This window comes from Actinomadura sp. NEAU-AAG7 (assembly GCF_018603865.1).
Taxonomy (GTDB): Bacteria; Actinomycetota; Actinomycetes; order Streptosporangiales; family Streptosporangiaceae; genus Spirillospora; species Spirillospora litoris.
This window is the reverse complement of sequence record NZ_JAHFZY010000003.1, coordinates 930,232-954,371: the sequence shown is the minus strand read 5'-3', so window position 1 is coordinate 954,371 and position 24,140 is coordinate 930,232. Positions and strand designations below refer to the sequence as shown.

At 70.6% G+C, this 24,140-nt stretch carries 20 protein-coding genes and 1 pseudogene; 10 read left to right on the top strand and 11 right to left on the bottom strand.

Translation table 11 applies throughout. The annotated features are described in order from the left end of the window. Positions 1-73: 73 nt before the first annotated feature. The 5 genes from KLI87_RS18870 to KLI87_RS41570 are packed head-to-tail and all read right to left on the bottom strand — an operon-like array spanning position 74 to position 3,825. Entirely contained in the window at positions 74-340 is a 267-nt protein-coding gene (locus tag KLI87_RS18870) for a hypothetical protein (RefSeq protein WP_214618047.1), read from the bottom strand. Then, positions 337-1,557: a DUF58 domain-containing protein gene (locus KLI87_RS18865; protein ID WP_214618046.1), complete on the bottom strand. Its 1,221-nt coding sequence runs from the start codon at positions 1,555-1,557 to the stop codon at positions 337-339. Before KLI87_RS18865 ends, KLI87_RS18870 begins: the two co-directional genes overlap by 4 nt. Continuing rightward, positions 1,554-2,513, bottom strand: coding sequence for a MoxR family ATPase (locus KLI87_RS18860; RefSeq protein WP_214618045.1), 960 nt, complete (start codon positions 2,511-2,513; stop codon positions 1,554-1,556). The genes KLI87_RS18865 and KLI87_RS18860 overlap by 4 nt, the downstream gene beginning before the upstream one ends. 2 nt (positions 2,514-2,515) lie before the next feature. Then, positions 2,516-2,977 (bottom strand): hypothetical protein, encoded by a 462-nt coding sequence (locus tag KLI87_RS18855; protein WP_214618044.1) that lies wholly within the window; start codon positions 2,975-2,977, stop codon positions 2,516-2,518. Then, the gene (locus tag KLI87_RS41570) at positions 2,974-3,825 is read right to left on the bottom strand and encodes a DUF4129 domain-containing protein (RefSeq protein WP_214618043.1); all 852 of its coding nucleotides are present in this window, start codon (positions 3,823-3,825) and stop codon (positions 2,974-2,976) included. The genes KLI87_RS18855 and KLI87_RS41570 overlap by 4 nt, the downstream gene beginning before the upstream one ends. A gap of 399 nt (positions 3,826-4,224) precedes the next feature. Here KLI87_RS41570 and KLI87_RS18845 point away from each other — a divergent pair, with 399 nt between their 5' ends. From KLI87_RS18845 to KLI87_RS18835, 3 genes are all read left to right on the top strand, one after another. After that, complete coding sequence (locus KLI87_RS18845) at positions 4,225-4,779, top strand: hypothetical protein (protein WP_214618042.1); 555 nt, start codon at positions 4,225-4,227, stop codon at positions 4,777-4,779. 627 nt (positions 4,780-5,406) lie between these two features. Beyond that, positions 5,407-6,171 (top strand): PxKF domain-containing protein, encoded by a 765-nt coding sequence (locus KLI87_RS18840; RefSeq protein WP_214618041.1) that lies wholly within the window; start codon positions 5,407-5,409, stop codon positions 6,169-6,171. 115 nt (positions 6,172-6,286) lie between these two features. After that, the gene (locus KLI87_RS18835; RefSeq protein ID WP_214618040.1) at positions 6,287-6,865 is read left to right on the top strand and encodes a hypothetical protein; all 579 of its coding nucleotides are present in this window, start codon (positions 6,287-6,289) and stop codon (positions 6,863-6,865) included. 520 nt (positions 6,866-7,385) lie between these two features. Here KLI87_RS18835 and KLI87_RS18830 read toward each other — a convergent pair. Next, entirely contained in the window at positions 7,386-7,883 is a 498-nt protein-coding gene (locus KLI87_RS18830; RefSeq protein ID WP_250903929.1) for a pyridoxamine 5'-phosphate oxidase, read from the bottom strand. A gap of 288 nt (positions 7,884-8,171) precedes the next feature. Between KLI87_RS18830 and KLI87_RS18825 the strand changes: the two genes are divergently transcribed. Beyond that, positions 8,172-8,564 (top strand): hypothetical protein, encoded by a 393-nt coding sequence (locus tag KLI87_RS18825; RefSeq protein ID WP_214618038.1) that lies wholly within the window; start codon positions 8,172-8,174, stop codon positions 8,562-8,564. Between the two features lie 1,230 nt (positions 8,565-9,794). Here KLI87_RS18825 and KLI87_RS18820 read toward each other — a convergent pair. Then, positions 9,795-10,735: pseudogene (locus KLI87_RS18820) on the bottom strand (IS5 family transposase); the annotation flags it as partial. A gap of 356 nt (positions 10,736-11,091) precedes the next feature. On the opposite strand from KLI87_RS18820, the gene KLI87_RS18815 reads away from it, so the two are divergent. The 4 genes from KLI87_RS18815 to KLI87_RS18800 all read left to right on the top strand — a co-directional run bounded on the left by KLI87_RS18815 (position 11,092) and on the right by KLI87_RS18800 (position 16,598). Next, positions 11,092-12,681, top strand: coding sequence for a PQQ-binding-like beta-propeller repeat protein (locus KLI87_RS18815; protein WP_214618037.1), 1,590 nt, complete (start codon positions 11,092-11,094; stop codon positions 12,679-12,681). Between the two features lie 530 nt (positions 12,682-13,211). Continuing rightward, positions 13,212-14,168, top strand: a complete 957-nt coding sequence (locus KLI87_RS41565; RefSeq protein ID WP_214618036.1) for a cytochrome P450 — start codon at positions 13,212-13,214, stop codon at positions 14,166-14,168. Between the two features lie 227 nt (positions 14,169-14,395). Next, positions 14,396-15,343, top strand: coding sequence for a zinc-binding dehydrogenase (locus tag KLI87_RS18805; RefSeq protein WP_308166067.1), 948 nt, complete (start codon positions 14,396-14,398; stop codon positions 15,341-15,343). A 253-nt stretch (positions 15,344-15,596) separates the two neighbouring features. Continuing rightward, positions 15,597-16,598 carry an SMP-30/gluconolactonase/LRE family protein gene (locus KLI87_RS18800; RefSeq protein WP_214618034.1) on the top strand — a complete coding sequence of 334 codons (1,002 nt, stop codon included), beginning with the start codon at positions 15,597-15,599 and terminating at the stop codon, positions 16,596-16,598. A 283-nt stretch (positions 16,599-16,881) separates the two neighbouring features. Here the strand turns inward: KLI87_RS18800 and ilvE are convergent, their stop codons facing one another. Further along, positions 16,882-17,877: a branched-chain-amino-acid transaminase gene (gene ilvE, locus KLI87_RS18795; protein ID WP_214618033.1), complete on the bottom strand. Its 996-nt coding sequence runs from the start codon at positions 17,875-17,877 to the stop codon at positions 16,882-16,884. A 6-nt stretch (positions 17,878-17,883) separates the two neighbouring features. Here ilvE and KLI87_RS18790 point away from each other — a divergent pair, with 6 nt between their 5' ends. Then, positions 17,884-18,135 carry a hypothetical protein gene (locus tag KLI87_RS18790; RefSeq protein ID WP_214618032.1) on the top strand — a complete coding sequence of 84 codons (252 nt, stop codon included), beginning with the start codon at positions 17,884-17,886 and terminating at the stop codon, positions 18,133-18,135. On the opposite strand, the gene KLI87_RS18785 is transcribed toward KLI87_RS18790, so the two are convergent. Then, entirely contained in the window at positions 18,132-18,692 is a 561-nt protein-coding gene (locus tag KLI87_RS18785; RefSeq protein WP_156218204.1) for a DUF1062 domain-containing protein, read from the bottom strand. The genes KLI87_RS18790 and KLI87_RS18785 overlap by 4 nt on opposite strands. Before the next feature lie 528 nt (positions 18,693-19,220). Here KLI87_RS18785 and KLI87_RS40140 point away from each other — a divergent pair. Then, on the top strand, positions 19,221-22,571 hold the full coding sequence (locus KLI87_RS40140) for a M28 family peptidase (RefSeq protein WP_308166066.1): 3,351 nt from the start codon (positions 19,221-19,223) through the stop codon (positions 22,569-22,571). A 280-nt stretch (positions 22,572-22,851) separates the two neighbouring features. Here KLI87_RS40140 and mtnC read toward each other — a convergent pair whose 3' ends face one another. Together mtnC and KLI87_RS18760 are read right to left on the bottom strand one after the other, a co-directional pair. Next, positions 22,852-23,562, bottom strand: a complete 711-nt coding sequence (gene mtnC, locus KLI87_RS18765; RefSeq protein WP_156218205.1) for an acireductone synthase — start codon at positions 23,560-23,562, stop codon at positions 22,852-22,854. After that, positions 23,559-24,137, bottom strand: coding sequence for an acireductone dioxygenase (locus KLI87_RS18760; RefSeq protein WP_156218206.1), 579 nt, complete (start codon positions 24,135-24,137; stop codon positions 23,559-23,561). The genes mtnC and KLI87_RS18760 overlap by 4 nt, the downstream gene beginning before the upstream one ends. Positions 24,138-24,140 lie beyond the last annotated feature (3 nt).

Below are 24,140 nucleotides of genomic sequence, written 5' to 3'. Positions count from 1 at the left end.
AGGCATCACGGAGGATCCGTGACGGCTGCCGCCGGACGCAGACAGAATCACTGCGGGCCCGCTCGGTGTTTTGTCAGCGGCGGCCGACCGCGAGGAGGAACGCGGCGGCCGCCGCGACGGGAGCGACGATCACCGCCCAAGCCGCCTGATCGGGCAGGGGCGCGGTGTCGGCGAGGGTGAAGAGTGTCACGGCGGCGGTGACCGGGAGCGTCCAGGCGAGGAGCGGGGCGTGCTGGCGCAGCCAGGCGCGGCGGTCGGCGGGGGCGGTCGCGCGCAGCTCGCCGGCCAGCAGGGCAACGACCACGACGTAGGCCGACACGATCAGCAGCAGCGTGGTCATGGGCGCACCCCGGTCCGCAGGGTGTCGGGCCCGGTCCACGGGACGACGGGGATACCGAGGTCGGTCATCCTCCGCACGAGGCCCGCCCGTTCCAGCCGCCAGAGCCGCAGCGCCAGGTCGTCGGCGGGCCGCGGGGGCTCCTCGCGGAGGACGTCCACGACGACGGTCTCGAAGCCGCGTTCCCGCAGGCTGCGGATCACCTCGACCGCGTCGTGGTCGAGCAGCGGCGAGAACACCAGGACGAGGGCGCCGGGCGGCAGCGCGGGTGGCGGGATGCGGGTGACGTGCGGCCGCCGGTAGCCGGGCTCGCGCCAGGCGTCGAGTACGGCTTCGGCGATCCGGTAGAAGTGGCGTTCGCCCAGGTCGGGACGCAGCCAGCGGATGCGGTCGCCGAGGACGACGATACCGACCCGGTCCGCGCGGCGCAGCTGGGCCCAGATCACGGCGGCGGCGCCGCGCACGGCCCAGTCGAGCGTGGTGTCGCCGGGGTCCCCAGCCTCGGAGAGCGTGTCGAGCAGGACGACCACGTCGGCGGCCCGTTCCGCCGACTGCTGGTTCACGTGCAGCTCACCGCGCCGGGAGCTGACCGCCCAGTTGACGCGGCGTGGCCGGTCGCCCGGGACGTAGGGCCGGATTCCGGTGAACTCGACGCCTTCGGCGGCCACGCGGCTGGTGTGGTCGCCGAGGCGAGCGAGCAGGTCGGCCGGGCGGACACCGGCCCGGGACGGCTTGGGGACGGGGAAGACACCGAGCTCCCCGGCGGGGAACGACAGCCTCGCGCGGCGGGTGCGTCCAGCGTCCAGGCAGGTGATCTCGATGGTGCCGACGGGGCGGCGGCCCCAGCGGTCGACGGCCAGTGTCCAGGTCGCCTCGGCCCATGAGCCTTCGGTCACGGTGACCGTGGCCCGGCTGAGGAGCTTGACCGAGCCGGGCACGAAGGTGAGGGCGAACTGGTCGAGCCGGTCGACGGCGCGGACGACCAGGTGCAGCTCCACGGTCTCGCCCTCGAAGCACCGTTCGGTGCTGAGCCTCCACTCCGCGTCGAGCGTGGACACCGTCGGAGGGCGGGCGGCGGCCAGCATCACCAGCGGAGGAACGGCGACGATCAGGGCCGCGCCCTCCAGCGTGACCAAGGCCACGGCGAGCGCGACGAGCGCGACCGCCGCTAGCCGGACGGCGTGCGGCGAGGCGCGCCAGTCCAGGTCGTGCCGGTTCACCGGACGGTCTCGGCGCGCGGCGCGGGCACCTCGCCGAGGATCTCGGCGAGGAGGTCGTCACCCGTCACGCGGCGGACCCACAGCTCGGGTCGCACGCTGACGCGGTGCGCGAGCGCGGCACCGGCGATGCCCTTCACGTCCTCCGGAACGACGAAGTCGCGGCCGGCGAGGAGCGCGCGTGCGCGGGCCAGCCCGACCAGGCCGAGGCCGCCACGCGGGCTGGCGCCGACCAGCACCTGCGGGTGGTCGCGGGTCGCGGCGAGCAGCCGGACGACGTAGCCGAGCAGATCGTCCTCCACCTCGACGAGTTCGAGGGCGGCGCGCATCGCGAGGACCTCGGCCGCGTCCACCGCGGGTTCGAGCCGAGGGGGCTGCCCGCCTCCGGCGAGGCGGCGGCGCAGCAGGTCGGTCTCGTCCTCGGGCGGCAGGTAGCCGACGCGAACGCGCAGCAGGAACCGGTCGAGCTGGGCCTCCGGCAGCGGGTAGGTGCCCTCGTACTCGATCGGGTTGTCGGTGGCGAGGACGACAAACGGGCTGGGCAGCGGGTGCGTCACCCCGTCGATGCTCACCTGGCCTTCGGCCATCGCCTCCAGCAGGGCCGCCTGGGTCTTCGGCGGAGTGCGGTTGATCTCGTCGGCGAGCAGGACGTTGGTGAAGACCGGCCCGGGCCGGAACGCGAAGTCACTGGTGCGCGGGTCGTAGACGGGCGCACCCGTCACGTCCGCCGGGAGCAGGTCGGGGGTGAACTGGATCCGGGTGAAGCCGAGCCCGAGGACCGTCGCGAACGAGCGGGCGACCAGCGTCTTGCCGAGCCCGGGGAGGTCTTCGATGAGGACGTGCCCGCCCGCGAGGATCCCGCAGAGGATCTGCTCTAGCACGGGACGTTTGCCGACGACGGCGCGCTCCACCTCCTCCAGGATCAGGCGCGCCTTCTCCCCTGCCTGTAATGGGTTCATGGTCATACCTCCTCAAGCCGTTCCACGAGACGGCGCAGCACGGCGTCACCGGTGCGGGCACCCGTGCCGGCGGGGTCGAAGTAGGGCCACAGTTCGGGGCCCACGAGGTCGCGGGCGAGGTCGGGACGCGCGGCCATGTCGACGCCGTGCCGTTCGAGCAGCCGCTCGGCGAGCAGCCGCGCCAGCAGCGGGCGCACGACCCGGTCGTAGTGCGTCCCGGAGGTGTTCGCCCAGCCGAGGGACGTCTCGATCTTCCGGTAGGTGACGAACGGGGCGAGCGGGTCCGGCTCGGGCGCGGCGTACCCGTCATCGGATCGGGGAGTGCGCGGTGTCGTCAGCAAGGCCGCGGCCATCACGACGACCGCGAGCCCCGTGGCCGCCGCGACCGCGCCCTCCGCGCGCCCCGCGACCGCGCCGACCCCGATCGCCACCGGACCGAGCACAGCGATGTTCCTCCAGGTCACGGCACCTCCCCGAGGACACCGCCCAGATCGTCGCGGACGGCGGCAAGGGCGTCCCGCGCCCGCCGCACGTCGTCGTCGGTGACGGTGTGGCGGCTGAAGCGGGCCCGCCGGAACAGCTCGGTCAAACCCTCGGCGTTCTCGCCGCGGATAAGGCCCCGGGCGGCGGCCCTGCCGAGCACCTCGGCCGGACTGTCGGACGGTCTGGGCCCGGCCCCGGACCGGGCGAGAGCCTGTTCCATCGCCGCGTAGCACGCGATCACGGCTTCGCGGGGCGCGTCACCGGTGCTCAGCGCGTATCCGGCCGCTTCGACGGCCGTGCGCAAGGCGGCCGAACGGGGTTCATCACCGAACGGTTCCGCGACACGCGCCGACCGGCGGCGATAGCCTCGCGCGGAGACCGCGCCCACGGCGATGACGGCGGCTCCCAGCAGCAGGACACCGATGGGAACCGTGCCCCTTCCCGCCCGGTGATACGGTCTGGGCGTCTCGAAGACTGCGGGACTGGTGCGGGTGGGCACCGGCTCTTCTTCGCAGTGCGTCCCGACCGGCTCGCACTCGGCCGACGGTGACAGGGACGGAGCGGAGACCATCACCACGACGGCGAGCACACCGAACGCCGCCGTGGAGAAGGCGAGAGCGGCAACTCGGGACCGACTCGTCCTCGCCAAGAACAGATAGGCGACGACCCAGCACGCGACCACGAGGACGAGCAAACCGGCGACGATCCCCGCGGACCGGTCACCGGGGCCGGGTAAACGGTGGTCCCGACGCAGCGCGAGGGCGAGTCCCGCCAGGGCGAGGAGAGCACCGACCGCCGCCAGGCGCCGCATGTACGGCGCCACGATCACCCCCGCCGGCGTGGTGACACCGCGCCTGGCCGTCCGGGATTTCAGGACCATGTTCGGAAGCCTAAAGACCTTCCATCGGGAGGGGTCCCAAAACAAGCCACGGCTCATGCCTCACCAGGTCCCAAGTGGTGAGGGGCGGCAGGTGGCGGCGGACGGCGCGGCCTTCGTCGGTCACGGCAGCCGCACCCAGCGCCCCGGATGCGCCGAACGTTCGGCCGGGCGCGGCACGAGCCGGGACCGGCCAACCGCAACTGCCCCGGATCAACATCCATGGGCCCCCCACCGCACGCCCGGCCCTACAGCGATACCGGCACTGGCGCCGACGGCTAGGGCGTGTTTCTTGGATCGGCTGATGGTGGGCGTTGGTTGGGTCGCTGTGGGGTGATGGGGCGTGGTGACTTGACCGATGCGCAGTGGGAGCGGCGATGGCCGCCGGAGAGCCGGCGGCACCTGGTCGCGTGGGCGCTGATCCTGCTGCACACGCTGGAACGCGACGGCACGTTCACCTCCCGCTACAGCGAAGGGGGCTCCACCGGCGACACCGACAACGACCTGGCGAGCCTGCGCGGGATCATCGTCGTCCTGGACCGCGATGCCCTGCCCCGCCTGCACGGCATCCGGGACACGGCCGTGCGCGCCCACCAGGACCGCGGAGGCTCCTACGGGCAGCTCGCCGCCGCCATGAACGTCGCCCGCTCCACCGCCCCGACCCGCGCCGACACCCTGGCCGCCGCCCAGCCCTCCCCGCACGAGCGGTGGGCCCGCGGCCTGGGGCCGCTCGTGCGGCCGTCCTCCCCCGTCCCGGCGGGACCGGCGGGCCCGCCCGGATTTCACCATGGCGACCTTCTCCGCGACCGCCATGTTCCGCGGGGCGACCTTCAACGGGGACGTTGTGTTCGACGCGGCGACCTTCCCCGGGCCAGCCGGGGTCGACGCGGCGAGGTTCGAAGCTGAGCCCGAGATGACGTGTGCCACCGTCGCGGAAGCCACCGGCGAGCATGTGCCGCCGCCGGGCTGGCGGATCGAGCCGACCGAAGGGGGCGCGGGCCGCTTCGATCGAACTCCCGCGCCCGCGAACGGCTCCTGAGCACTACTCTCAACCCGCATTAGAAACGATCGGATCTGAGACAGCGGCGGGCTGCCGGCCGGGCCAGTTGTCGGTGCAGGTCGAGTTGTCTCAAAAGCCGTGTTCTCACGCCGGGGGCGGCCCTTCTACTGATCCGCGCGGAGTGCGCATGGGGCGTACGTGGCGGGGGACTGCTCCACGTTCGAGGCGCCCGGCAAGCACGGGACGGGTGTCCTTGCCAGGCGGGACAGCGGCCCTCTGGTGTTCATGCCGGGATGGCGAGAATCCTGGGATTATCGCTCACGGTAGGCGAATGATCCGTTCCGGTAATGGGCGCGGGCTTCTGCGACGCCCGGCAGGAGATCGGCGGATCGAGCCGCGCGCGCCGCCCGGGAGCGCGGGCCGCCGCCCTCTGCGCACCGTCGCAAGGGGCGGGTGGCCACGCGCAGGTGTCGTGCCACGTCACGTCGGCCGTCGAGGGACCGTCGGGGCACGGCGCCGGAAGGGACACCCCCATGTCACTGTCCACCAGCGCCTCGGCGCACCGCCGCGGACTCCGCAGCCGGTTAATCGTCCTGATCGCCGCGCTCGCCCTGGGTGCGGCGGGCCTGCTGGCCCTGGCGGGCCCGGCCCACGCCGAATGCGGCCCCTGGGGCGTCACCGCCGTCGATCCCGCTTCCGGGCCACCGGCGGGCGGCACGGTGGTCACCATCACCGGCCACGACTTCACCTGCTCGTTCATCGGTGCCCAGATCGACTACGTGGAGTTCGGCGGCACCCCCGCGACGTCCTTCGCCGTCGACAGCGACACCCAGATCACCGCGACCGCTCCCGCCCACGCCGCCGGCACCGTCGACGTCCGGGTCAGGAACGGAACGGGCCCGCTCAGCCCCATCACCACCGCCGACCAGTACACCTACACCAACCCCGGCCCCGCCTACACCTTCACCGGGTTCTTCGCCCCCGTCGACAACCCGCCTGTGGTCAACACCGTCAACGCCGGACGCAGCATCCCGGTCACCTTCTCCCTGAACGGCGACCAGGGCCTGGACGTCCTGGCCGACAACTCGCCCTACTCCCAGGCCACCACCTGCGGCACCGGCACCCAGGACCCCGTCGAGACCACCACCGACTCCAACTCCGGACTCACCTACAACCCGGCCACCGGCCGCTACACCTACGTCTGGAAGACCGACAAGGCGTGGGAGGGCACCTGCCGCACCTTCCACCTCAAACTGGCCGACGGCAGCGACCACACCGCCCTCTTCCAGTTCAACTGACCACCACCCCCGGTGACGGCCCCGGCGCGCCCCACCCGGGGTCGTCACCACCACCGGGAACACCACCACTCCACCCCTGGCCGGGCCTGCGCCCACACGCGAAAGGGACACCCCGATGAACACCAGCCGCACCACCGCACCGCAAACCCCGCAGGCGGGCCGGCGAGCCCGCAGGGCCGCCGCCCCGGCCGCCCTGCTCCTGACGGCCGCGCTCACCGCCCTGCTCCCCATCCAGCCCGCCGACGCCGACGTCGACACCCTCACCTGCACCGGCACCAGCCACCTGGCCTACAGCCCCGGCCTGACCTTCACCCCCCAGACCACCACCATCACCGAGACCGACACCTACACCTCCTGCGCCTCCAGCGACCCCACCCTGACCAGCGGGCACATCTCCGGCTCCTTCCCCGTCGCCGGACTGTCCTGCGCCACCCTCACCGCCGGACCCGACCGCTACCCCGTCATCTGGAACAACGGCCAGACCTCCACCATCGCCTTCGCCCAGACCGAGGCCACCATCGTCGCCGGGGTCCAGCAGTACGTCGGCACCGGCACCGTCATCTCCGGCGAGTTCAACGGCGCCACCGCCGTCTTCACCTGGGCCTACCTGCCACCCAGCCCCCTCAACTGCCTCGCCCCCGGCGGCCTCACCAGCCAAGACGGCACCGTCACCGCCGTCATCACCGGCCTGTGACCCCCACCCGCCCTGCCATCCCGCCGAACCCGCACCGACGTGCTCTGCGCCTCCCTGCACCTGCCGACCCTGCGGGTTCGCGGGGCGGGCATGGTCGACTTCACCGGCGCAGCGACGCGACCTTCACCGGGAACGCCAGGTTCGACAAGGCGGCCTTAGCGGGTGCTGTTGGTCTGGGTCGCGCGGTTTTCTCGCACGGGGTCGATCTGGAAGCGGCGACGGTGGCGGACGTCCAGCTCGCGCATGAGGTCCCGACCGGGTGGGAGATCCAACCCGGTCGGGACGGAACCGAAGGGCGCTTCACGCGGACGCCGCCCCCTCACCGCTGACTTTCTGAAAGAGCCATTGTCTGCGACACGGGCCTACGCCCCCGCCCCACGCGTTCATTTGACGCGGGCGCCCCGTAATCGTCGGGACATCCCCTGGATGTCCGGTTCGATCCGTTCACCTTGCCGTTCGTTTTCTCGATCAGTGGAGTCAGGTGTTCGGGTCCGCCCGCTTCGGGGGCGGGGTTCGATGCTCAGGGGGCGCCGATGATCCCGGGCAGCCGGGTCTGGAAGTCGAGCACGCCGACCCAGTCCGGGCGCAGTGATATCCGGGCCATCCGCGTTTCGGGGTGCATGGCGCCCGCGACGTACTCGGCGCCGCCCTTCTCTCCCAGGAAGCGTCGGGCGGCCTCCGCCTGCTCGGGCACCATGCCGTCCACCTCCTGGATCGTGACCCGGCCGCGCAGCAGAAGCACCTCCGGGGGCTGGCGCTCGGTGTCGATCGTGATCGCGACGGCGGGGTTGGCGCGCAACGCGCTCAGCCGCCGCGCGGGCGTCAGCATCCCCATGGGCGGGCAGCGGACGTAGGTCGCCATCACCAGTTCCTCGCCCGTCCAGACGTGCCAGCTCGACATCACCCGCGGCGTCCCGTCTACCGCCATGTAGGCGACGCGTGCCGGGATGGTCGACCGCAGCAGGCGTTGGGCGGTGTCGGACTCCAGTAGTCCGGGGTCTCCCTGGGGCAGGTCCATGTTCTCTCCTTCGCACGGTCTGAGGTGCAGACCCGCCCGGCACCCGAAAATCATCGATCTCCACTTAACGCCGGGCTCGGGCGTGCGGTCTGGTGAACCGCGGAAGGGGCGTCTGAGGGGCATGGCGGAGGCGGCGCCGGACGGCGCGGGTGCTGGGGCCGGGTACCCGATGGTGGCTGGTGCACGTCGACGGGGTGAAGGTCGGCGGCACCAGCGGCCTGACCGGCAAGGACCTAGCCGACGCCCTGGACACCGTCCGGGGCCGGGCGATGGCACTGGGAACCGGTCATGAAGCTGGTCATGCACGTGCAGGAAACTCCGATCCTGACGGTCCTGCGGCAGGAGCGAGTCGAGCTGCAGCTACGGCACGAGAGGGCAGAGCAGACCATCTCCCAGCTGACCCCCACCATCGTCCGCCTCACCGCGGAGCTGGACCGCGTCACGGTCGAGCGCGACTTCCTGTCCGCCGCGACGACGACGCCCATCGAAACTCCCCCCGAGCCCCCCATCCCAGCGCCCATCCCGACCCCAGGGGGCGTCGAGGTCGCCTTAACGGCCGGGAAGGAGAAGAACGAGGACGACGACTACTGGGCGACGATTGCCTTCGGCAAACCGCAGTATCCCTGGCACTCCGAAACCACAGCTCAGCCTACGTTCCCTGAGGCAAGGAACACGCTGTGAAGTGCGGTTCCCGGTGACCGGGGCGGACGCCGGGGCCCTTCACCGCACCGGGGTCTGGCTCCCCTCTGGTTCCCTGGCCCAGGGGACCCAGCCCGTGCGGCACCGGCGCCCGCGCGAGACGCGTCGGCTCGGCGCCAGCCAACCCGCGCGGTGGTCACCGGGACAGGAATCTCGTTCCGTCGACAAGCGGGGAGGTGCTCTGCATGGGCAAGCCCACTCCGATGGACAGGGGCGTGGCGGCGCGGATCCAGTCGGCGGCCGCGCGGAACCCCGACATGAAACCGCTGCACATCGCGGTACGAACCCTGGGGCGAAAGCGCCCTTGTCAAGGACGGCTACGATCCTGAACTCATCGACCAGACCATGTCCGAGAACATCGCACGCCTACGAACGTGCAAGGGCCGCGCGCCGCAGTCATCTAACGACCGTAGAGCTGACTCGGCAACACATCGGCGGCAGATTGGCGGTGAGGGCGCGTGCCAAGGCCCGCCAGCTCGGAGCCGTCCACCGTCCGGCCGTACGCCGGATGGTCGCCAGGTTTCGGCAACCAGCTCCTGCCCGCCCACGTTCGGTCCAGGCGACCGTTTAGCGGGGGTGATGTTGGACCGTGCGTGTCGTAGTGGGGGTTGGGGCAGCGTCGTGGGTGGCGGTGTAGCCAGCCCACGCGATGACGGCTCCGACCACGAGGAGGAAGAGGCATGAGGGATCACTTCTCCCTGATCACGGGGATACGCGGGAGCCGGACAAAGGTGGACGGGTTTGCGGGCAAAGTAAGCGCTCGTCGCTGTCAGCACCAGAAGCCGGAACATCGGGGCATAGCCCGGTTCGAGGACGTTCCTGGACAACAGGGTCGCCGTAGTACTCCCGGGGAAGACAGATATGGCTGACCGGCAAGACCTGGCGGACCTGGGCTTGCTCGTCCCCGGCCGCGCTCGGGCAGAGGACGCTACGTACACGATTTCCATTGCTTACCCGGCGACTCTGCGGGCGAGGCGCGCCAACCCGGCGCCATCGCTCCACGCATCATCCCCGTCCCGGTCGTCTTGGCGGACGTGATTGTGGTCGTCCGGCAGGGCGGCGCCTGCCGGCCGGGGCGGGGGCGCCTCTCGCTTCAGCCGGGCGTGTCCCGGCAGGCCTCCTCGCGGGGACGGCGAGTGTCCACACGACGGGCTGGAGGTCTCCCGGGACGGGCTCGGCTAGGGCGTTTCTGATGGCTCTTTGGACGGTGTCGCGGAGCCAGATCATGATCGCTGCGATGGTGAGCGTGCCGTTGTAGACGTAATCGCGTTTGTCGTAGCGGGTGGCCACCGCCCGGTACTGCTTCCACTTGCTCACGCACCGCTCGACAGCACTGCGGCCTCGGTACTGGGCTTTGTCGAAAGCGGGTGGGCGGCCTTCGGCCGAGCCCTTGCGCCGACGGTGGGCGTGCTGGTCCTCCGGCTGGGCGATGGTCGCCCTGATGTGCCGCCTGCGCAGGTAGGCGCAATTGTCGCGGCTGGAGTAGGCCTTGTCGCCGCGCACCCGGTCCGGACGGCCCGCACCCCGCCGCCGGATCCGCAACCGCGCCGGCACCGGCCCAGACATGGGGCTGTCCCCCCGCTGCCCGGGCGAGGTCAGCCAGCACAGCGGCCGCGCCCGATCATCGGCCAGCAGATGGATCTTGGTGGTCAACCCGCCCCGGGACCGCCCCAGCGCCTCACGCCCATCCTCCTCCACAACAGCGCCACCCCCTTTTCCGGGAAGTCGGCAGGTGCAGCGCGCCGCGCACCGGCGGCGTGCTGGTGCGCCCGGCACGAGGTGGAATCGATGTTGACGGCCCACTCGCCATGCCGGCACACGCCGGATTCGGCAGCGGTCTCGGCGGCGGTCTCGGCCGCCACCGCACGGGCGTGTGCGCCATCGGGGTCATCGGCGTCGGCCTCGATCTGCAGCACGCTCAGGATACGTTGCCAGGTCCCATCGGCCGACCAGCGGCGATGCCGGTCATAGACGCTCTTCCAGTTCCCGAACCGGTCGGGCAGGTCAGGCCAGGGCACCCCGGTCCGGGCTCGGAACAAGATCCCGTTGATCACCCTGCGATGGTCGCTCCACCGTCCACCCGGTTTGCCGTTGACCGGCAATAACGGCTCGATCACCGCCCATTGCGCATCGGTCAGTTCATGACGTCCCACCATGCCCGACCCGTGCCCACTCACCCGATAGATCCACCGCCACCCTTCAAGAGCCGTAAGAAACGCCCTAGTGGCGGCCGCTGGCTTCAGGCCGCTGCGGTGTCCGGTTGGCGCATCGAAACGCGTACTGCTTTGGCGATGGGCGGGTCAGGTGGTCCGACAGCGGGTTCGACTGGCAGTGGTGGCGGTCGTTATCCCAGAGGGGCGGCGGCGTCAATGAGGACAATTCGCCGATCTTGTGCGGGGGCCGAGCGGCAAGATGTCACAAGCCGCCAATTTCCTCTCGGTGGCGCATCGACGTGATCTATTGGCCCTGTCAGGCTGGTGGGAAATACCACGATTTGGGGGTGGTTCCCGTGCGCCGTGCACGTGGTCTGCTGGTCCTGTGCTCTCTCGTGGCGCTGCTCGGCAGCACGACCGCGGCCGTCTCGGGCGCGGACGCCGGCGTCGCGAGCGGCGACTGGCCGAGTTGGCAGGGCGATCCCGCCGGGTCGCGGTTCAACCGCGCCGAACATCGGATCACCCCGCGCACCGTGGGGCGGCTGAAGCTCAAATGGGCGTTCGCCTATCCGAAGACCGGGGCGTGGGCGAAGAGCCAGCCCGCGGTCGTCGGTAATGACGTGTTCTTCGGTGGGCCGGACCGGATGTTCTACGCGGTCGACGCCAGGACCGGGAAGACAAAGTGGCGGTTCAGCCTGGGGTCCGTGGGGGCCAGCACGATGGAGGGGGTCGCGTTCAACGGCGCGACCGGGGCGGCGGTCGCCGAGGGCAAGGTCTTCTTCGGCGACAGCCGCGGTTATGTGTACGCGCTGGATCAGCACACCGGAAAGCTGATCTGGGCGGTGCAGACCGAGAACCATCCACGCGGCTGGCACACCAGTTCGCCGCTGTACTACCGGGGCCGGATCTACCTCGGCGCGTCCAGCGCCGAGCACGGCGTCGACAAGGACTACCCGTGCTGCACCTTCCGCGGGCACATCGACTCGCTCAACGCCGCGACCGGAGCGCTGGTGTGGCGGCGCTATACGATGCCCGAACCGCAGCCGGTGGGTACCTGGCCGAGCGGCGCGACCCGGTACGAGCCCTCCGGTGCGGGTGTGTGGGGCTCGCCGGTCATCGACGAGTCCACGGGAACGCTCTACATCGGCACCGGGCAGAACTACTCCGGGCACGGCGGGGACTTCGACACCCTGTTCGCGCTGGACGCGGTCAGCGGCGCCGTGCGGTGGAAGCAGCAGGTCACCGACTCGGACAGCTGGCGCGATCTGTGCAACTTCCCCGACGGCGAGGGCTACTGCCCCGGCCTGAAGGACAACACGGCGCTGGACTTCGACCTCGGCTCGACCCCGAACCTGTTCCCGGTGCGCGGCCGCATGCTGGTGGGGGTCGGCCAGAAGAGCGGCGTGTACCACGCCTTCGACGCGCGGACCGGCAAGGTGCGCTGGCGGCGGCAGCTCTCGGTGCCGTCGCCGCTGGGCGGGGCCACCGGCATCCAGTGGGGCGCCAGCTACGACGGCACGCACCTGTACGCGGCCACCTACTACGCCGGGCCCGGCACGCTGAACGCCCTGGACCCGGCCACCGGCAAGGTGGTGTGGACCACGCCCAACCCCGCCGACGGCTGCACCCGGGGTGGCGCGGCCCAGTATCCCGAGCAGTGCGTGCTGGCCCACACCCCGGCGGTCACCTCCAGTCCGGGACTCGTCTACGAGGGCAGCACCGACGGCAAGATGCGGGTGTACTCCGCGCGGACCGGCGCGGTGCTATGGGAGTACGACACCATCCGGGACTTCACCGGCGTCAACGGGATTCCCGGGCGCGGCGGCTCGATCGCGGGCAACGGCGGCGCGGTGGTCGCGCACGGCACGCTCTACGTCCAGACCGGGTACGAGCCGATGTACCCGAGCGAGCGCGGAAACGTGCTGCTGGCCTTCGACCTGCCCTGATCCAGGACCGGCCCTGTCGTCCCGGCGGCAGGGCCGTCGATTCCCTAAGTCCGGTTCCGCTTGTGCGTGTTCGAATCCGTAAAGCGCCAGGACGATTACTCGGGCCGCCGGAAAAAAGGATCATGCTTGCTCGATGGCCACTGTCGGCTAACGGCACCTGAGGGCGGGGATGTCCGGTGATAGCGTGCGCTTGATTTCCCGCCTCCAGGGAAGGGGTTGGACCCGTGGCCGCAGACATCTCGCCAGGGAACGCGACCGCAACGGATGACGGCATCGATCTGCGATCCTTCAATCCGTTCGGCCCTCATGTCGGCTCGGCCTACCGTTTCCTGGAACAGGCCCGCGAACGGGAACCGATCTTCTTTTCCGAGCCGCTGCAATCGTGGTGTGTCACCCGATACGACGACATCAAGCAGATCGCGTCCGACTGGAGGACGTTCTCCTCCAGCGACGCGTTCCCGAGGCCCACCGGGTTGCCGGAAATCGCACAGCGGGCGGCGGACTTTCTGTTCGACAACACCATCGTGACGGTGGGCGATCCGCCACGGCACACCGCCGTGCGCCGTCTCGTGCACCACGGTTTCAAGCCCGGCACCGTCGCCGCGTTCGAACCAGCGATCCGGCGGATCATCGCGGCGAACGTCGACCGCCTGCCCGAGTCCGGTGGCTTCGACCTGGTGGGCGAGTTCGCCACGGTCGTCCCGCTGGAGGTCATCATGCATGTGACCGGCTTCCCGCTGAGCGAGCACGCCAAGCTCCGGCGCTGGATAGCCGATGAGACGGTCCTGTTCGCGGGAACAGCGGCGCTCGGTGAGAGCGAACTGATCGCCCACGGCCGGAGCTTCGGCGAGGCGGTCGAGTACCTCCGCGAGCTGGTGGAGATCCGGCGGGCGGATCCGGGTGACGACCTGATGTCCTTGATGATCAAGGGTGATCCGGACGGCCACGCGCTCAGCGTGGACGAGATCGTCATCCAGACGCTCGGGCTGGTCAGCGCCGGATGGGAGACCACCGGGAACGCCATCACCAACATCGTGAGCGCCCTCCTCCAGCAGCCGTCCCGCTGGACGGCCCTGGCGCGCGGGGAGATCGCGATCGGCCAGGTGGTCGCCGAGGGCCTGCGCTTCGACACCTCGGTCCTCGGCCTGTTCCGCACGGCGACGCGGGAGACGACCGTCGGCGACGTCACCTTCAAGGAAGGCGACAGGCTCTTCCTCTTCTACTCCTCCGCCAACCACGACACCGACCACTTCGAGGCACCGGAAGAGTTCCGGCTCGACCGGACGAACGCGAAACAGCACCTCAGCTTCGGCCACGGAATCCATAACTGCATCGGCGCTCCGCTGGCCAGGCTCGAACTGGAGATCGCCCTGGAACTGCTGGCCGCCCGCTACCCCGGACTGCGCCTGGAGGCCGAGGACCAGGCCCCCGAGTACAAGCCCCTCAGCCAGTTCAAGGGGCCCACGACACTACGGGTCGTGGCGTGACCGAAAACGTTCCCCGGAGACAGGGCCCGCCGTCTTCTTGAGTGCCCCTCAGCGGTTCGGCCGGGTGGACGCCCACCGCGGTGGCACGGCTCGTCGGTGCGGGAATGAAGGCGTGGGGGGCCGGGTTGATCGCTGCTGATCGACTCTTTCGCGTCCGGGAAGTAGGCGGGGCCATGACGTCCTTGACGGGAACGATGCGTGCTGTTCGGCTCTCCGCTCCCGGGCCCGTGGACAACCTGCGGGTGGTCGCGCTTCCGATCCCGCCCGAGCGGGACGGCTGGGTGCGCATCCGGGTCGAGGCGTTCGGCCTCAACCGGTCGGAGTTGAAGCTCCGGCTCGGAGTGAGCGTGGGGGTCGAGTTTCCCCGGGTGCCCGGGATCGAGGCAGCGGGGACCGTCGACGCGGCTCCGGCCGGTAGCGGACTGGTCCCCGGCCAGAAGGTCGTCGCGATGATGGGAGACATGGGGCGCACCTACGACGGCGGGTACGCCGAGTACACGTCGGTTCCCCTGTCCCAGGTCATTCCGGTGGACACCGATCTGCCCTGGGAGGTGCTGGGCGCTCTACCGGAGATGGTGCAGACCGCCCACGGCTCGCTCACCATCGGGCTGGACCTCAAGCCCGGCCAGTCCCTGCTGATACGCGGCGGCACGTCCTCGGTGGGCCTGGCCGCCGCGGCGCTGGCCGCGTGGCGCGGGTCCACGGTGCTGGCGACCACGCGGCAGGCCGGCCGCCTCGCCTGGTTGAAGGAGCGCGGTGTCGACCATCCGGTGCTCGACACCGGAGAGGTCGCGTCCGCCGTGCGCGAGTTGTATCCGGACGGTGTCGACGCCGCCCTCGACCTGGTCGGGACGCCGACCCTGCCCGACACCCTGCGCGCGGTGCGCGTGCACGGTACGGCGTGCTTCGGCGGCAGCCTCTCCAACCAGTACACGGTGAGGGACTTCTCCCCCAACGAGTACCTGCCGAGGGGCGTGCGGCTGGCGGGCTACTTCGGCGATGCCGCCGACCTGCCTCGGGACGTCTTCCAGGAGATCCTCGACGCCGTCGCGGCCGGTCGGCTCGCCTTTCCCGTGGACCGCGTCTATGACGGCCTGGAGCAGGTTCGGCGGGCCCATGACGACATGGAGCACGACCGCGCCACCGGCAAACTCGTCGTCCGCCTCCGGCATTAGAAATCGAACACGCCGTTCGCGCAGGTCAGCCGCTTTTTCCTGGTCTTCGGCGCCGGTCGCCGGTTTCCTTCAGGGCTTAGCATGGCGTCCGGGGGGATGGAGGGAGCGGCGATGCGCTCGGAGTGCCCCCGCGTGGAGGCGGCCGTCGCGCTGGATGCCCGCGCCGAGGCCGTGGGCGCGTTACCCCCTCTCCTTCCGGCGGTTCCGCCGGACGAAGCGACGCCCACGCAACCCCCCTTCGGAGAAGGTGATCATGCATCACGCCCGGCGCTCCCTCGTTGTCGCTGCTCTCACCGCACCCCTGCTCCTCGGTTCCGCCGCGCAGGCGGCGGGGCCCTCCGTGGACGGCAAGGTCCGGATCTCCACGGCCTACGTCATTCCCGGTGACCGCGTCTATCCCGAGGGGATCACCGCGGATCCGCGTACCGGCGACCTCTATGTCGGGACGTTCGAAGGCGGCGCGGTCTTCAAGATGACGCCCGGCGACCGCGTCGCCAAGGAGTTCCTGCCCGCGCGCGGGGACGGCCGCTCGCAGGCGCTCGGAATGGAGGTCGACCGGTCCCGGCGGCTGTGGGTGACCGACCGCCTCACCGGGCTCGCCGTGTACGACATTCCGAGCCGCCGCCTGCTGGCCCGGTTCACCGTCACCGGCCAGCAGGCGCGGCTGGTCAACGACATGGCGATCACGCCGGACGGCACCGCCTACATCACCGACAGCAGGCGGGCCGTGGTCTATCGCGTCACGCCCGAGCAGCTCGCGAAGGCGCAGGAGCAGGGTGGCGACACGCCTCTGACACCCGCCTTCGACCTGTCCGCGGTCGTGGAGCCGCACGCGCCCGACTCGATCACCCTGAACGGAATCGTCACCGAGCCGTCGGGGCGCTATCTGCTGACGGTGGACATGACCGGCGGCGACCTCTACCGCATCGCGTTGCCTTCCGGAAGGGTCGAGAAGGTGGCCCTGAGCGGAGGGGATCTGACGACGGGCGACGGTCTCGAACTGCGAAACGGCACATTGTGGGCGGCGCATCCGATCACCGGCGCCTACGCGATCAGCCGGTGGCGTATCGGCTCGGACGGCCGGACGGCCCGGCTCACCCGGCGCGTCACCGACCCGGCGTTGCAGACCCCGACGACCCTGCTCCGCAAGGACGGGAAGCTCTACGTGGTCCGCTCCCAGTTCGACAAGGGCGGGCCCACGGGCCCGGGAACCCCGCGACTCCCGTTCAGCATCGCGGCCGTGAGCGGCCTCTGACGCGGGCCTGAGAGGCGGGCGTACCGCTCGTCGCTCGACGACAGGCGCGCCGCCGCGACGTTCTCCGCCAGGTGCCGGACGGACTTGGTCCCCGGGATCGGCGGCATGGCGGGCGAGCGGCGCGGCTGCCAGGCCCGGGACCCCTGGACGGGTGTCGCGGAGTTCCGCCGCGACCTCGGCCGGGGTCCCGGCCCGGCCGCGTGCGCGCCCTCGGCGACGAGGCCGACGCCCAGCTCGACAGCGCGGCGCGCCATCCGCGGGCGGTGCGGTGCGGTGTGCGGGGTCAGGCGCGGTCCGGCAGCCTCAGCTCGGTCAGCCACTCGTCGTGCCCGGTGGATTCTCCGCGCACCAGCCGCATGTAGGCGTCCCGGACGAGCGTCGTGAGCGGACCGGGGGTTCCGTCGCCGACGGTGAGGCCGTCCACCGCGCGGACGGGGAGGATCTCCCAGGCCGTCCCCATGAAGAAGATCTCGTCGGCCACGTACAGCTCGCTGCGGTCGACCTCGCGCACCTCGACGGGGACGTCCGCCTCGGCGAGCAGCGTGAGGGCGGTGTCGCGGGTGATGCTCTCCAGCAGGCCGCCGGTCAGCGCGGGGGTGATGACCCTGCCGTCGCGGACGAGCGCGACGCAGGCCGCCGGGCCCTCGCTCACCTTGAGCCGCTCGTTCAGCATGATCGGCCAGTCGTGCCCGTTCTCCCGCGCCTCCATCAGCGCCAGCCGGCCGTTGTGGTAGTTCGAGAACGCCTTGGCGCGCGGCGGGGCGCTGGCGTCGGGCACCCGCAGCCAGGAGCTGACCGCCGCGCGGCAGCCGCGCTCGTCGGCCAGGCCGCTGCGGAACGGCCAGCTGTCCACGACGACGTCGCAGCGCAGCCCGGCGGGCACCATCTGCTCGCGGATGATGCCGGCGGGGTAGGCCCACGGGCGCACGTAGACGTCGCACGCGTAGCCGTTGGCCGCGAGCACCTCCAGGACGGCGGTGTGCAGCTCCTCGGCCGTCCAGGGGATCTCGATGCGGCAGATCCGCGCGGACTGGTGGAGGCGGCGCAGGTGGTCGTCCAGCCGGAACACTAGGAGCCGTTCGCCGTCGGCGGCCAGGTACGCCTTGAGGCCCTCGAAGACCGCCGCGACGGACGCGTGCCCCACCGCGTTGACGTGCACCCGCGCCTCATGCCACGGGACGAGGCCGCCGCTGCGCCACAGCCAGTCGGGGTCGCCGCCGTCCGGGTCGACCAGCGAGTCGACGGTCTCCGCACGGCCGGCCCGCTGATCGTCGATCATGGTTATGTGATTACCGCCCGGTCGCCGCGGGAAACCAGGTCGAAGGCGGTCAGATCGGGCAGGACGCGGCTCGCGCACCGGGACGTTCTTCAGCGGCGGCGCGTGCTCCAGCACGTGATCACCGGAAGCGCCGCCGTCCAGCAGCCCGGCCGGGCTCGGGACGCCGCCCGCGGCACCGGCGTCTCCACCAACGGGACCGAGGCGGGACACGGCCGGGCCGTGTCCCGCCTCGGCGCACCGCCGATGCCCGGAGGCTAACCGGCCGGGCACACCAGGACGAACGAGAAGTCGTGCCTCGTCCTCCGGTTCAACGGGATCTCGATCTTCACTCTGCGGGCGATCTCGGAGCGGCTGAGGCCCAGCCCGCGGGCGATCAGCCGTTCGGGACGGACCGGCACCGGATCCTCGAAGACGACCGCGACCCGGACGGGCCACGGATCATCGGGCACGGGGGACGCGTCGAGTTCCCAGCACCCGTCCCAGTCGAGCGCGAACCGGTTGCGCCGGGCGATCGACGGGTCGAGGAGCGTGTCGGTGACAAGGGACGGTGAGTTGGTCGTGTAGCCGGCCAGCAGGTCGGCGCGCAGCGCGCCGACCTGAACGCGGTCGTGGACGGTGAGCTTGCCGGTCCGCCCGCAGGCGGCGCAGTTGACCAGCAGCCAGACGTCGAGCAGCTTGCCGTTGGCGTTGACGCGGAACCTGCCGTCGCCGACCGCGGCGTGCCCCGAGGGGCAGTCCACGCAACGGAGGGCGAGCAGGGGCAGGCGGGTGCGCCGCACGGCCCAGGGCAGCACGGGATGAAGGTGTGAAGACATGACTCTCTGAAGACCTGACGAAGGCATGGAGAACAGAGCCGACGGCGTGGTCGGCGACCGATGCGTGGAGAAGTGTCAGGTCTAGAGAGCAGGGGGCGTCATGCGCGCTGTGTCCTCACATAGGGAGAGCGTCAGGGTAGCGACCGGCGTCCACGACGTCCAACCTCGCCGCCGCGCCTGATGCCGCCGGGGCCACAGTGAGCCGGGCATCGAATGCATGTTCGGTAGCCGGGACCGCAAAAACTGCGGTTCGCGTCGACCGTTCGGCGGTTTAGTGGCAAAAGCGCAGTTCAGACCGTATAGCACGAGGTTATGCCCAAATGTCATGGTTCCCCCCGCCTTCATCAGGTGTCAATGTCGTGCTTGCAGGACGCGTCGGCCGCCACGCGCCGCACAGCTCCCCAATCCGTGTGCGCGCCGCTCCCCCGGCCCCGCCGTCGCGTCGGCCGCCGCCCCGACCCCCGCGGGGCGGCCTCGCTCCCGCTCTGATGGAGGCACGCGGCTGTGAAACGAAGAAACCATCTCCTGGTGACCACCGCGGTCACCGCCCTCGCGCTCACCGGCGTGGCGGCACCCGCCATGACGTCCGCCCAGGGCAGCCAGGCCCCCGGCACCGACCCGAAGACGGCCGCGATGGCGTCGGCGGACCGGCTGGTCGCCGGGAACGCCGCCGCCCTGCACGCCGGCAAGGACGAGAAGTACATCCGGACCCAGGTGGTCGGCACGCCCTGGGACCAGTACTACGTCGCCTATGAGCGCACCTACCGCGACGTCCCCGTCGTCGGCGGCGACTTCGTGGTCGCCACCGACGGGCAGGGCCGCGTGCGCACGCTGTCGGTCGCGCAGCAGCAGCAGATCACGGTCGGCACCACGCCGAAGATCAGCCAGGCCGCCGCCGCGGGCAGCTCCCGCGCCGCGCTGACCAGCCCCGACAAGGCCGAGGTCAAGCCCCGCCTCGTCGTCCACGCCCTGGCCAAGCCGCGGCTGGCGTGGGAGAGCGTCGTGACCGGACGCGACGGCAAGCAGCCGAGCCGCAAGAAGGTCTATGTCGACGCCCAGACCGGCAAGCGGTTCGACGCCCAGGAGACCATCCACGCCGGTACCGGCACCGGCATCTGGGAGGGCTCGAACCTCACCATCGGGACGACCCAGTCGGGCAGCACCTACACGATGCGCGACCCGAAGCGGCCAGGGCTCACGTGCGCCGACTACAGCGGCGGCATCTTCTCCGGGCCGGACGACACCTGGGGCAGCACGTCCAAGACCAGCAAGGAGGCCGGCTGCGTCGACACCATGTACGCCGCCGCCGGGTTCTGGGACCTGCTCAAGACCTTCGGGCGGGACGGCCTGCGCAACGGCCAGTGGGCCCCGGCGCGGGTCGGCCTCAACGCGGTCAACGCCTACTGGAACGGCACCGACGCGCAGTTCGGCCACAACCAGGCGAACCAGTGGATCACCTCGACCGACGTCGTGGACCACGAGTTCGGCCACGGCCTGGACAACTTCACCCCGGGCGGCATGTCCGGCGGCGGCACCCAGGAGTTCGTCGGCGACGTGTGGGGCGCCTCCGTCGAGGCGTTCCTGAACAACCCGGTGGACAAGCCCGACTACACGGTCGGCGAAGAGGTCAACCTGGTCGGGCAGGGCCCGATCCGCAACATGTACAACCCCTCGCAGGTCAACAACGACCCGAACTGCTACTCCTCCTCGGTTCCGAGGATGGAGGTGCACAAGGCGGCAGGCCCCGGCAACCACTGGTTCTACCTGCTCGCCGAGGGCTCCAACCCCGGCGGCGGCAAGCCGAACAGCCCCGTCTGCCAGGGCGGCCAGGTGACGGGCATCGGCGTCCTGAACGCCGCGAAGATCTTCTACAACGCGATGAACATGAAGACCTCCGGCACCAGCTACCCCCGGTACCGGACGCTGACGCTCAGCGCCGCGAAGAACCTCGACAAGACCTGCGACTGGTTCAACAAGGTGAAGGCGGCGTGGGACGCCGTCCAACTCGGCGCGCAGTCGGGCGACCCGACCTGCACCCCGGGTGCCACCACGGCGAACACCGTGGGTGGTGGCCTCCCAAAAGTAGTGGCCGCGCCTGACATCAACGTCGAGAATGTCAAGGCGCACCTCCAGCAGCTCCAGACCATCGCCTCGCAGAACGGCGGCAACCGCCGCTCCACGGGCGGCGGTTACCTCGGCTCCGTGTCCTATGTCGAGCAGAAACTGAAGGCCGCCGGATTCACGGTGACCCGCCAGGCATGCTCGTCGGGATGCACCGGAGGCGCCGGGCCCAATCTGATCGCGGACTGGCCCGGCGGGAACGAGAACAACGTCTACATGTTCGGAGCCCACCTCGACAGCGTCGGAGCGGGCCCCGGCATCAACGACGACGGCAGCGGTTCCGCGGCGCTGCTGGAGACGGCTCTCCAGCTCGCCCAGTCCAAGCCCACCATGCTGAACCACGTGCGGTTCGGCTGGTGGACGGACGAGGAACAGGGCCTGCGCGGCTCGCAGTTCTACACGAGCCGGCTGCCGACCGCGGAACGGTCGAAGATCAAGGGCTACTTCAACTTCGACATGGTCGGCTCGCCCAACGCCGGTTATTTCATCGACTATCTCAACTCGCCTCTCTCGGCGAACCTGAAGGGTTACTTCGACTCCATCAAGGTTCCTACCGAAGAGGTCACGGAGTGCTGTAGCGACGACGGGTCCTTCCGCAACATCGGTGTCCCGACGTCGACCCTGTCCACCGGCGCGGGGATGAGGAAGTCCTCCGCGCAGGCGCAGAAATGGGGCGGCACCGCCGGTCAGGCGTTCGACCGGTGCTACCACCAGTCCTGCGACAGCTACCCGGCCAACATCAACACGACCGCGCTCGACCGCAGCGCGGACTCGATGGCCTGGGCGCTGTGGAAGGTCGCCGTCGGCGGTGCCCGCGCGCCCGACGCCGCACCGGTGTCCACCGTCCCCGAGACGCTCACCGTGTCGAACGTCTCGACGGTCCCCTCACCCGACATCAATGTCGAGAACGTCAAGGGACACCTCCAGCAGCTCCAGACCATCGCCACGCAGAACGGCGGCACCCGCCGCTCCACCGGTGCGGGTTACCTCGGCTCCGTGTCCTACATCGAGCAGAAACTGAAGGCCGCCGGATTCACGGTGACCCGCCAGGCATGCTCGTCGGGATGCACCGGAGGCGCCGGGCCGAACCTCATCGCGGACTGGCCGGGCGGGAACGAGAACAACGTCTACATGTTCGGAGCCCACCTTGACAGCGTCGGAGCGGGCCCCGGCATCAACGACAACGGCACCGGGTCGTCCGCCCAACTGGAGGTCGCGCTGCAACTGGCCCAGTCCAAGCCCACGATGCTGAACCACGTGCGGTTCGGCTGGTGGACGGACGAGGAGCAGGGCCTGCGCGGTTCGAAGTTCTATGTGGGCCGCCTGTCGACGGCCGACCGGTCGAAGATCAAGGGCTACTTCAACTTCGACATGGTCGGCTCGCCGAACCCGGGCTACTTCATCGACGACATCAACTCGCCCACGGCGAAGAACCTGAAGGAGTACTTCGACTCGATCAACGTCCCGACCGAGGAGGTCGCCGAGTGCTGCAGTGACGACGGGTCGTTCCGCAACGCCGGAATCCCCACGACGTTCCTGTTCACCGGCGCGCCGGCGACCAAGACCGCCGCGCAGGCGAAGAAGTGGGGAGGCACCGCCGGGCAGGCGTTCGACCGGTGCTACCACCAGGCCTGCGACCGGTATCCGAACAACGTCGACACGACCGCGCTCGACCGCTGCTCCGACGCGATCGCCCACGCGCTGTGGAAGGTCGCGGTGAGCGCCGCACCGGCGCCGGGGAACAGCGAGCGAACGTGACCGCCCGGGAGGCCGGCGCCGGCCGGCCTCCCGACGGCTGAGGCGCCGGGCGCCCCGGCCATCCAGAACGTGCCCGGTCCGGCCTTTCTCCACAGGGGTGGGGAGGCTGGACCGGGCACACCCTTGCGCGCGGACGGCGGGGCGCCGTGCCGGACGGCGCCAGGTTGGCCCACCTACCCGACGCCGTCGCGGTCGGCGACGAGCCGGCGTCTCGGACGGGCGCGTGCGGTGACAGGTGTTCGGCCCCGGTCTCTGGATCCGCTGACCCGGCCGAGCGCGTTCAGGCCAGTGCGACCGAGACCAGATCCGTGAAGACGGGATGCGCGGCTTCCGTTCCGGGGCCCGCGCCGGACGCGCCGCCCGGGTTCTCCTCGGGGCGGTTCACCAGCGCCGTTCTCCACTTCGCCCGCCGAGCCGCGTCGAGTTCCCGGGCGAGGTCGGAGACGAAGAGCATCTCCTCCGCCGGGACGCCGACGCCGCCCGCGATGAGGCGGTAGGAGTTCGCCTCCTTTTTCGGCCCGGCGGTCGTGATGTCGAAATGGCCGCGGAGCCACCGGCGCAGATCCCCGAACTGGGTGTGCGCGAACCAGAGCCGCTGGGCCTGGACGGATCCCGACGAGTAGACGTAGACGGGCACCCCGCGAAGCCTCCATTCACGAAGCGCGTCCAGGGTGTCGGGATAGACGTGCCCGGTCACCTCGCCCGTCGCGAATCCCTCGGCCCAGATCATGCCCTGGAGCGTTTTGAGCGGCGCCACCTTGCGGTCCTCGTCGGACCACCGCTCCAGGGCCCGGATCACGGCGGCATCGTCGTCCGGCGCGTCCTCTAGACGAAGCCTCTCCCGCGTCTCCCGAAGGACGTCCCTTGCCTGATCCTCGTGGTCGGCGACCCATTTTCGCAGGCGCTCACGCGCGTAAGGGAACAGCACCTCCTGGACATGGGCGGTGGAACTCGTGGTGCCCTCTATGTCCAGGACGACGGCGCCGGTCATACCCGGGCCAGGAGGTCGTCGAGCCGCGGGAAACGCGAGGCGATGCTCTCCGGGAGGAACTCGCCGATCCAGCCGTCCTCCTGCTGGAAGAAGCGAATGGCGGTGAAGGACGGGGTGCGCCCCATGTCGAACCAGTGGACGGTGCGCTTCGGCACGGAGAGCAGATCACCGGCCGTGCAGACCGTGGCGTAGACCTTGCCATCGACGTGCAGATAGAAGCAGCCGGTGCCGTCCACGAAGAAGCGCACCTCGTCCTCCTTGTGGAAGTGCTCCTCCAGGAACTTCGACCGCGCTTGGGCGGCGAGCTTCACCCATTCCGGGTCGCCGGGGTTCGGGATCATCCGCACGACGTCGACGAGGGTGTAGCCGCCCTCCGCGCTGATCCGGTCGATGTCGTGCCGGTAGGCGTCCTTGATCGTGGACTCGTCCGCCGAGGCGGGCAGGGACGCGGCGGTCTCCCAGTGCTCGACGCGCACGCCGATCCCGGCGAGTTCGCGGCGGACGGCGCCCGCGTCCTCGGTCCGGAGCAGCACGGTGCCCGGTGCGTCGTCGGGCATGATCTGGAGCAGCGTCATGGG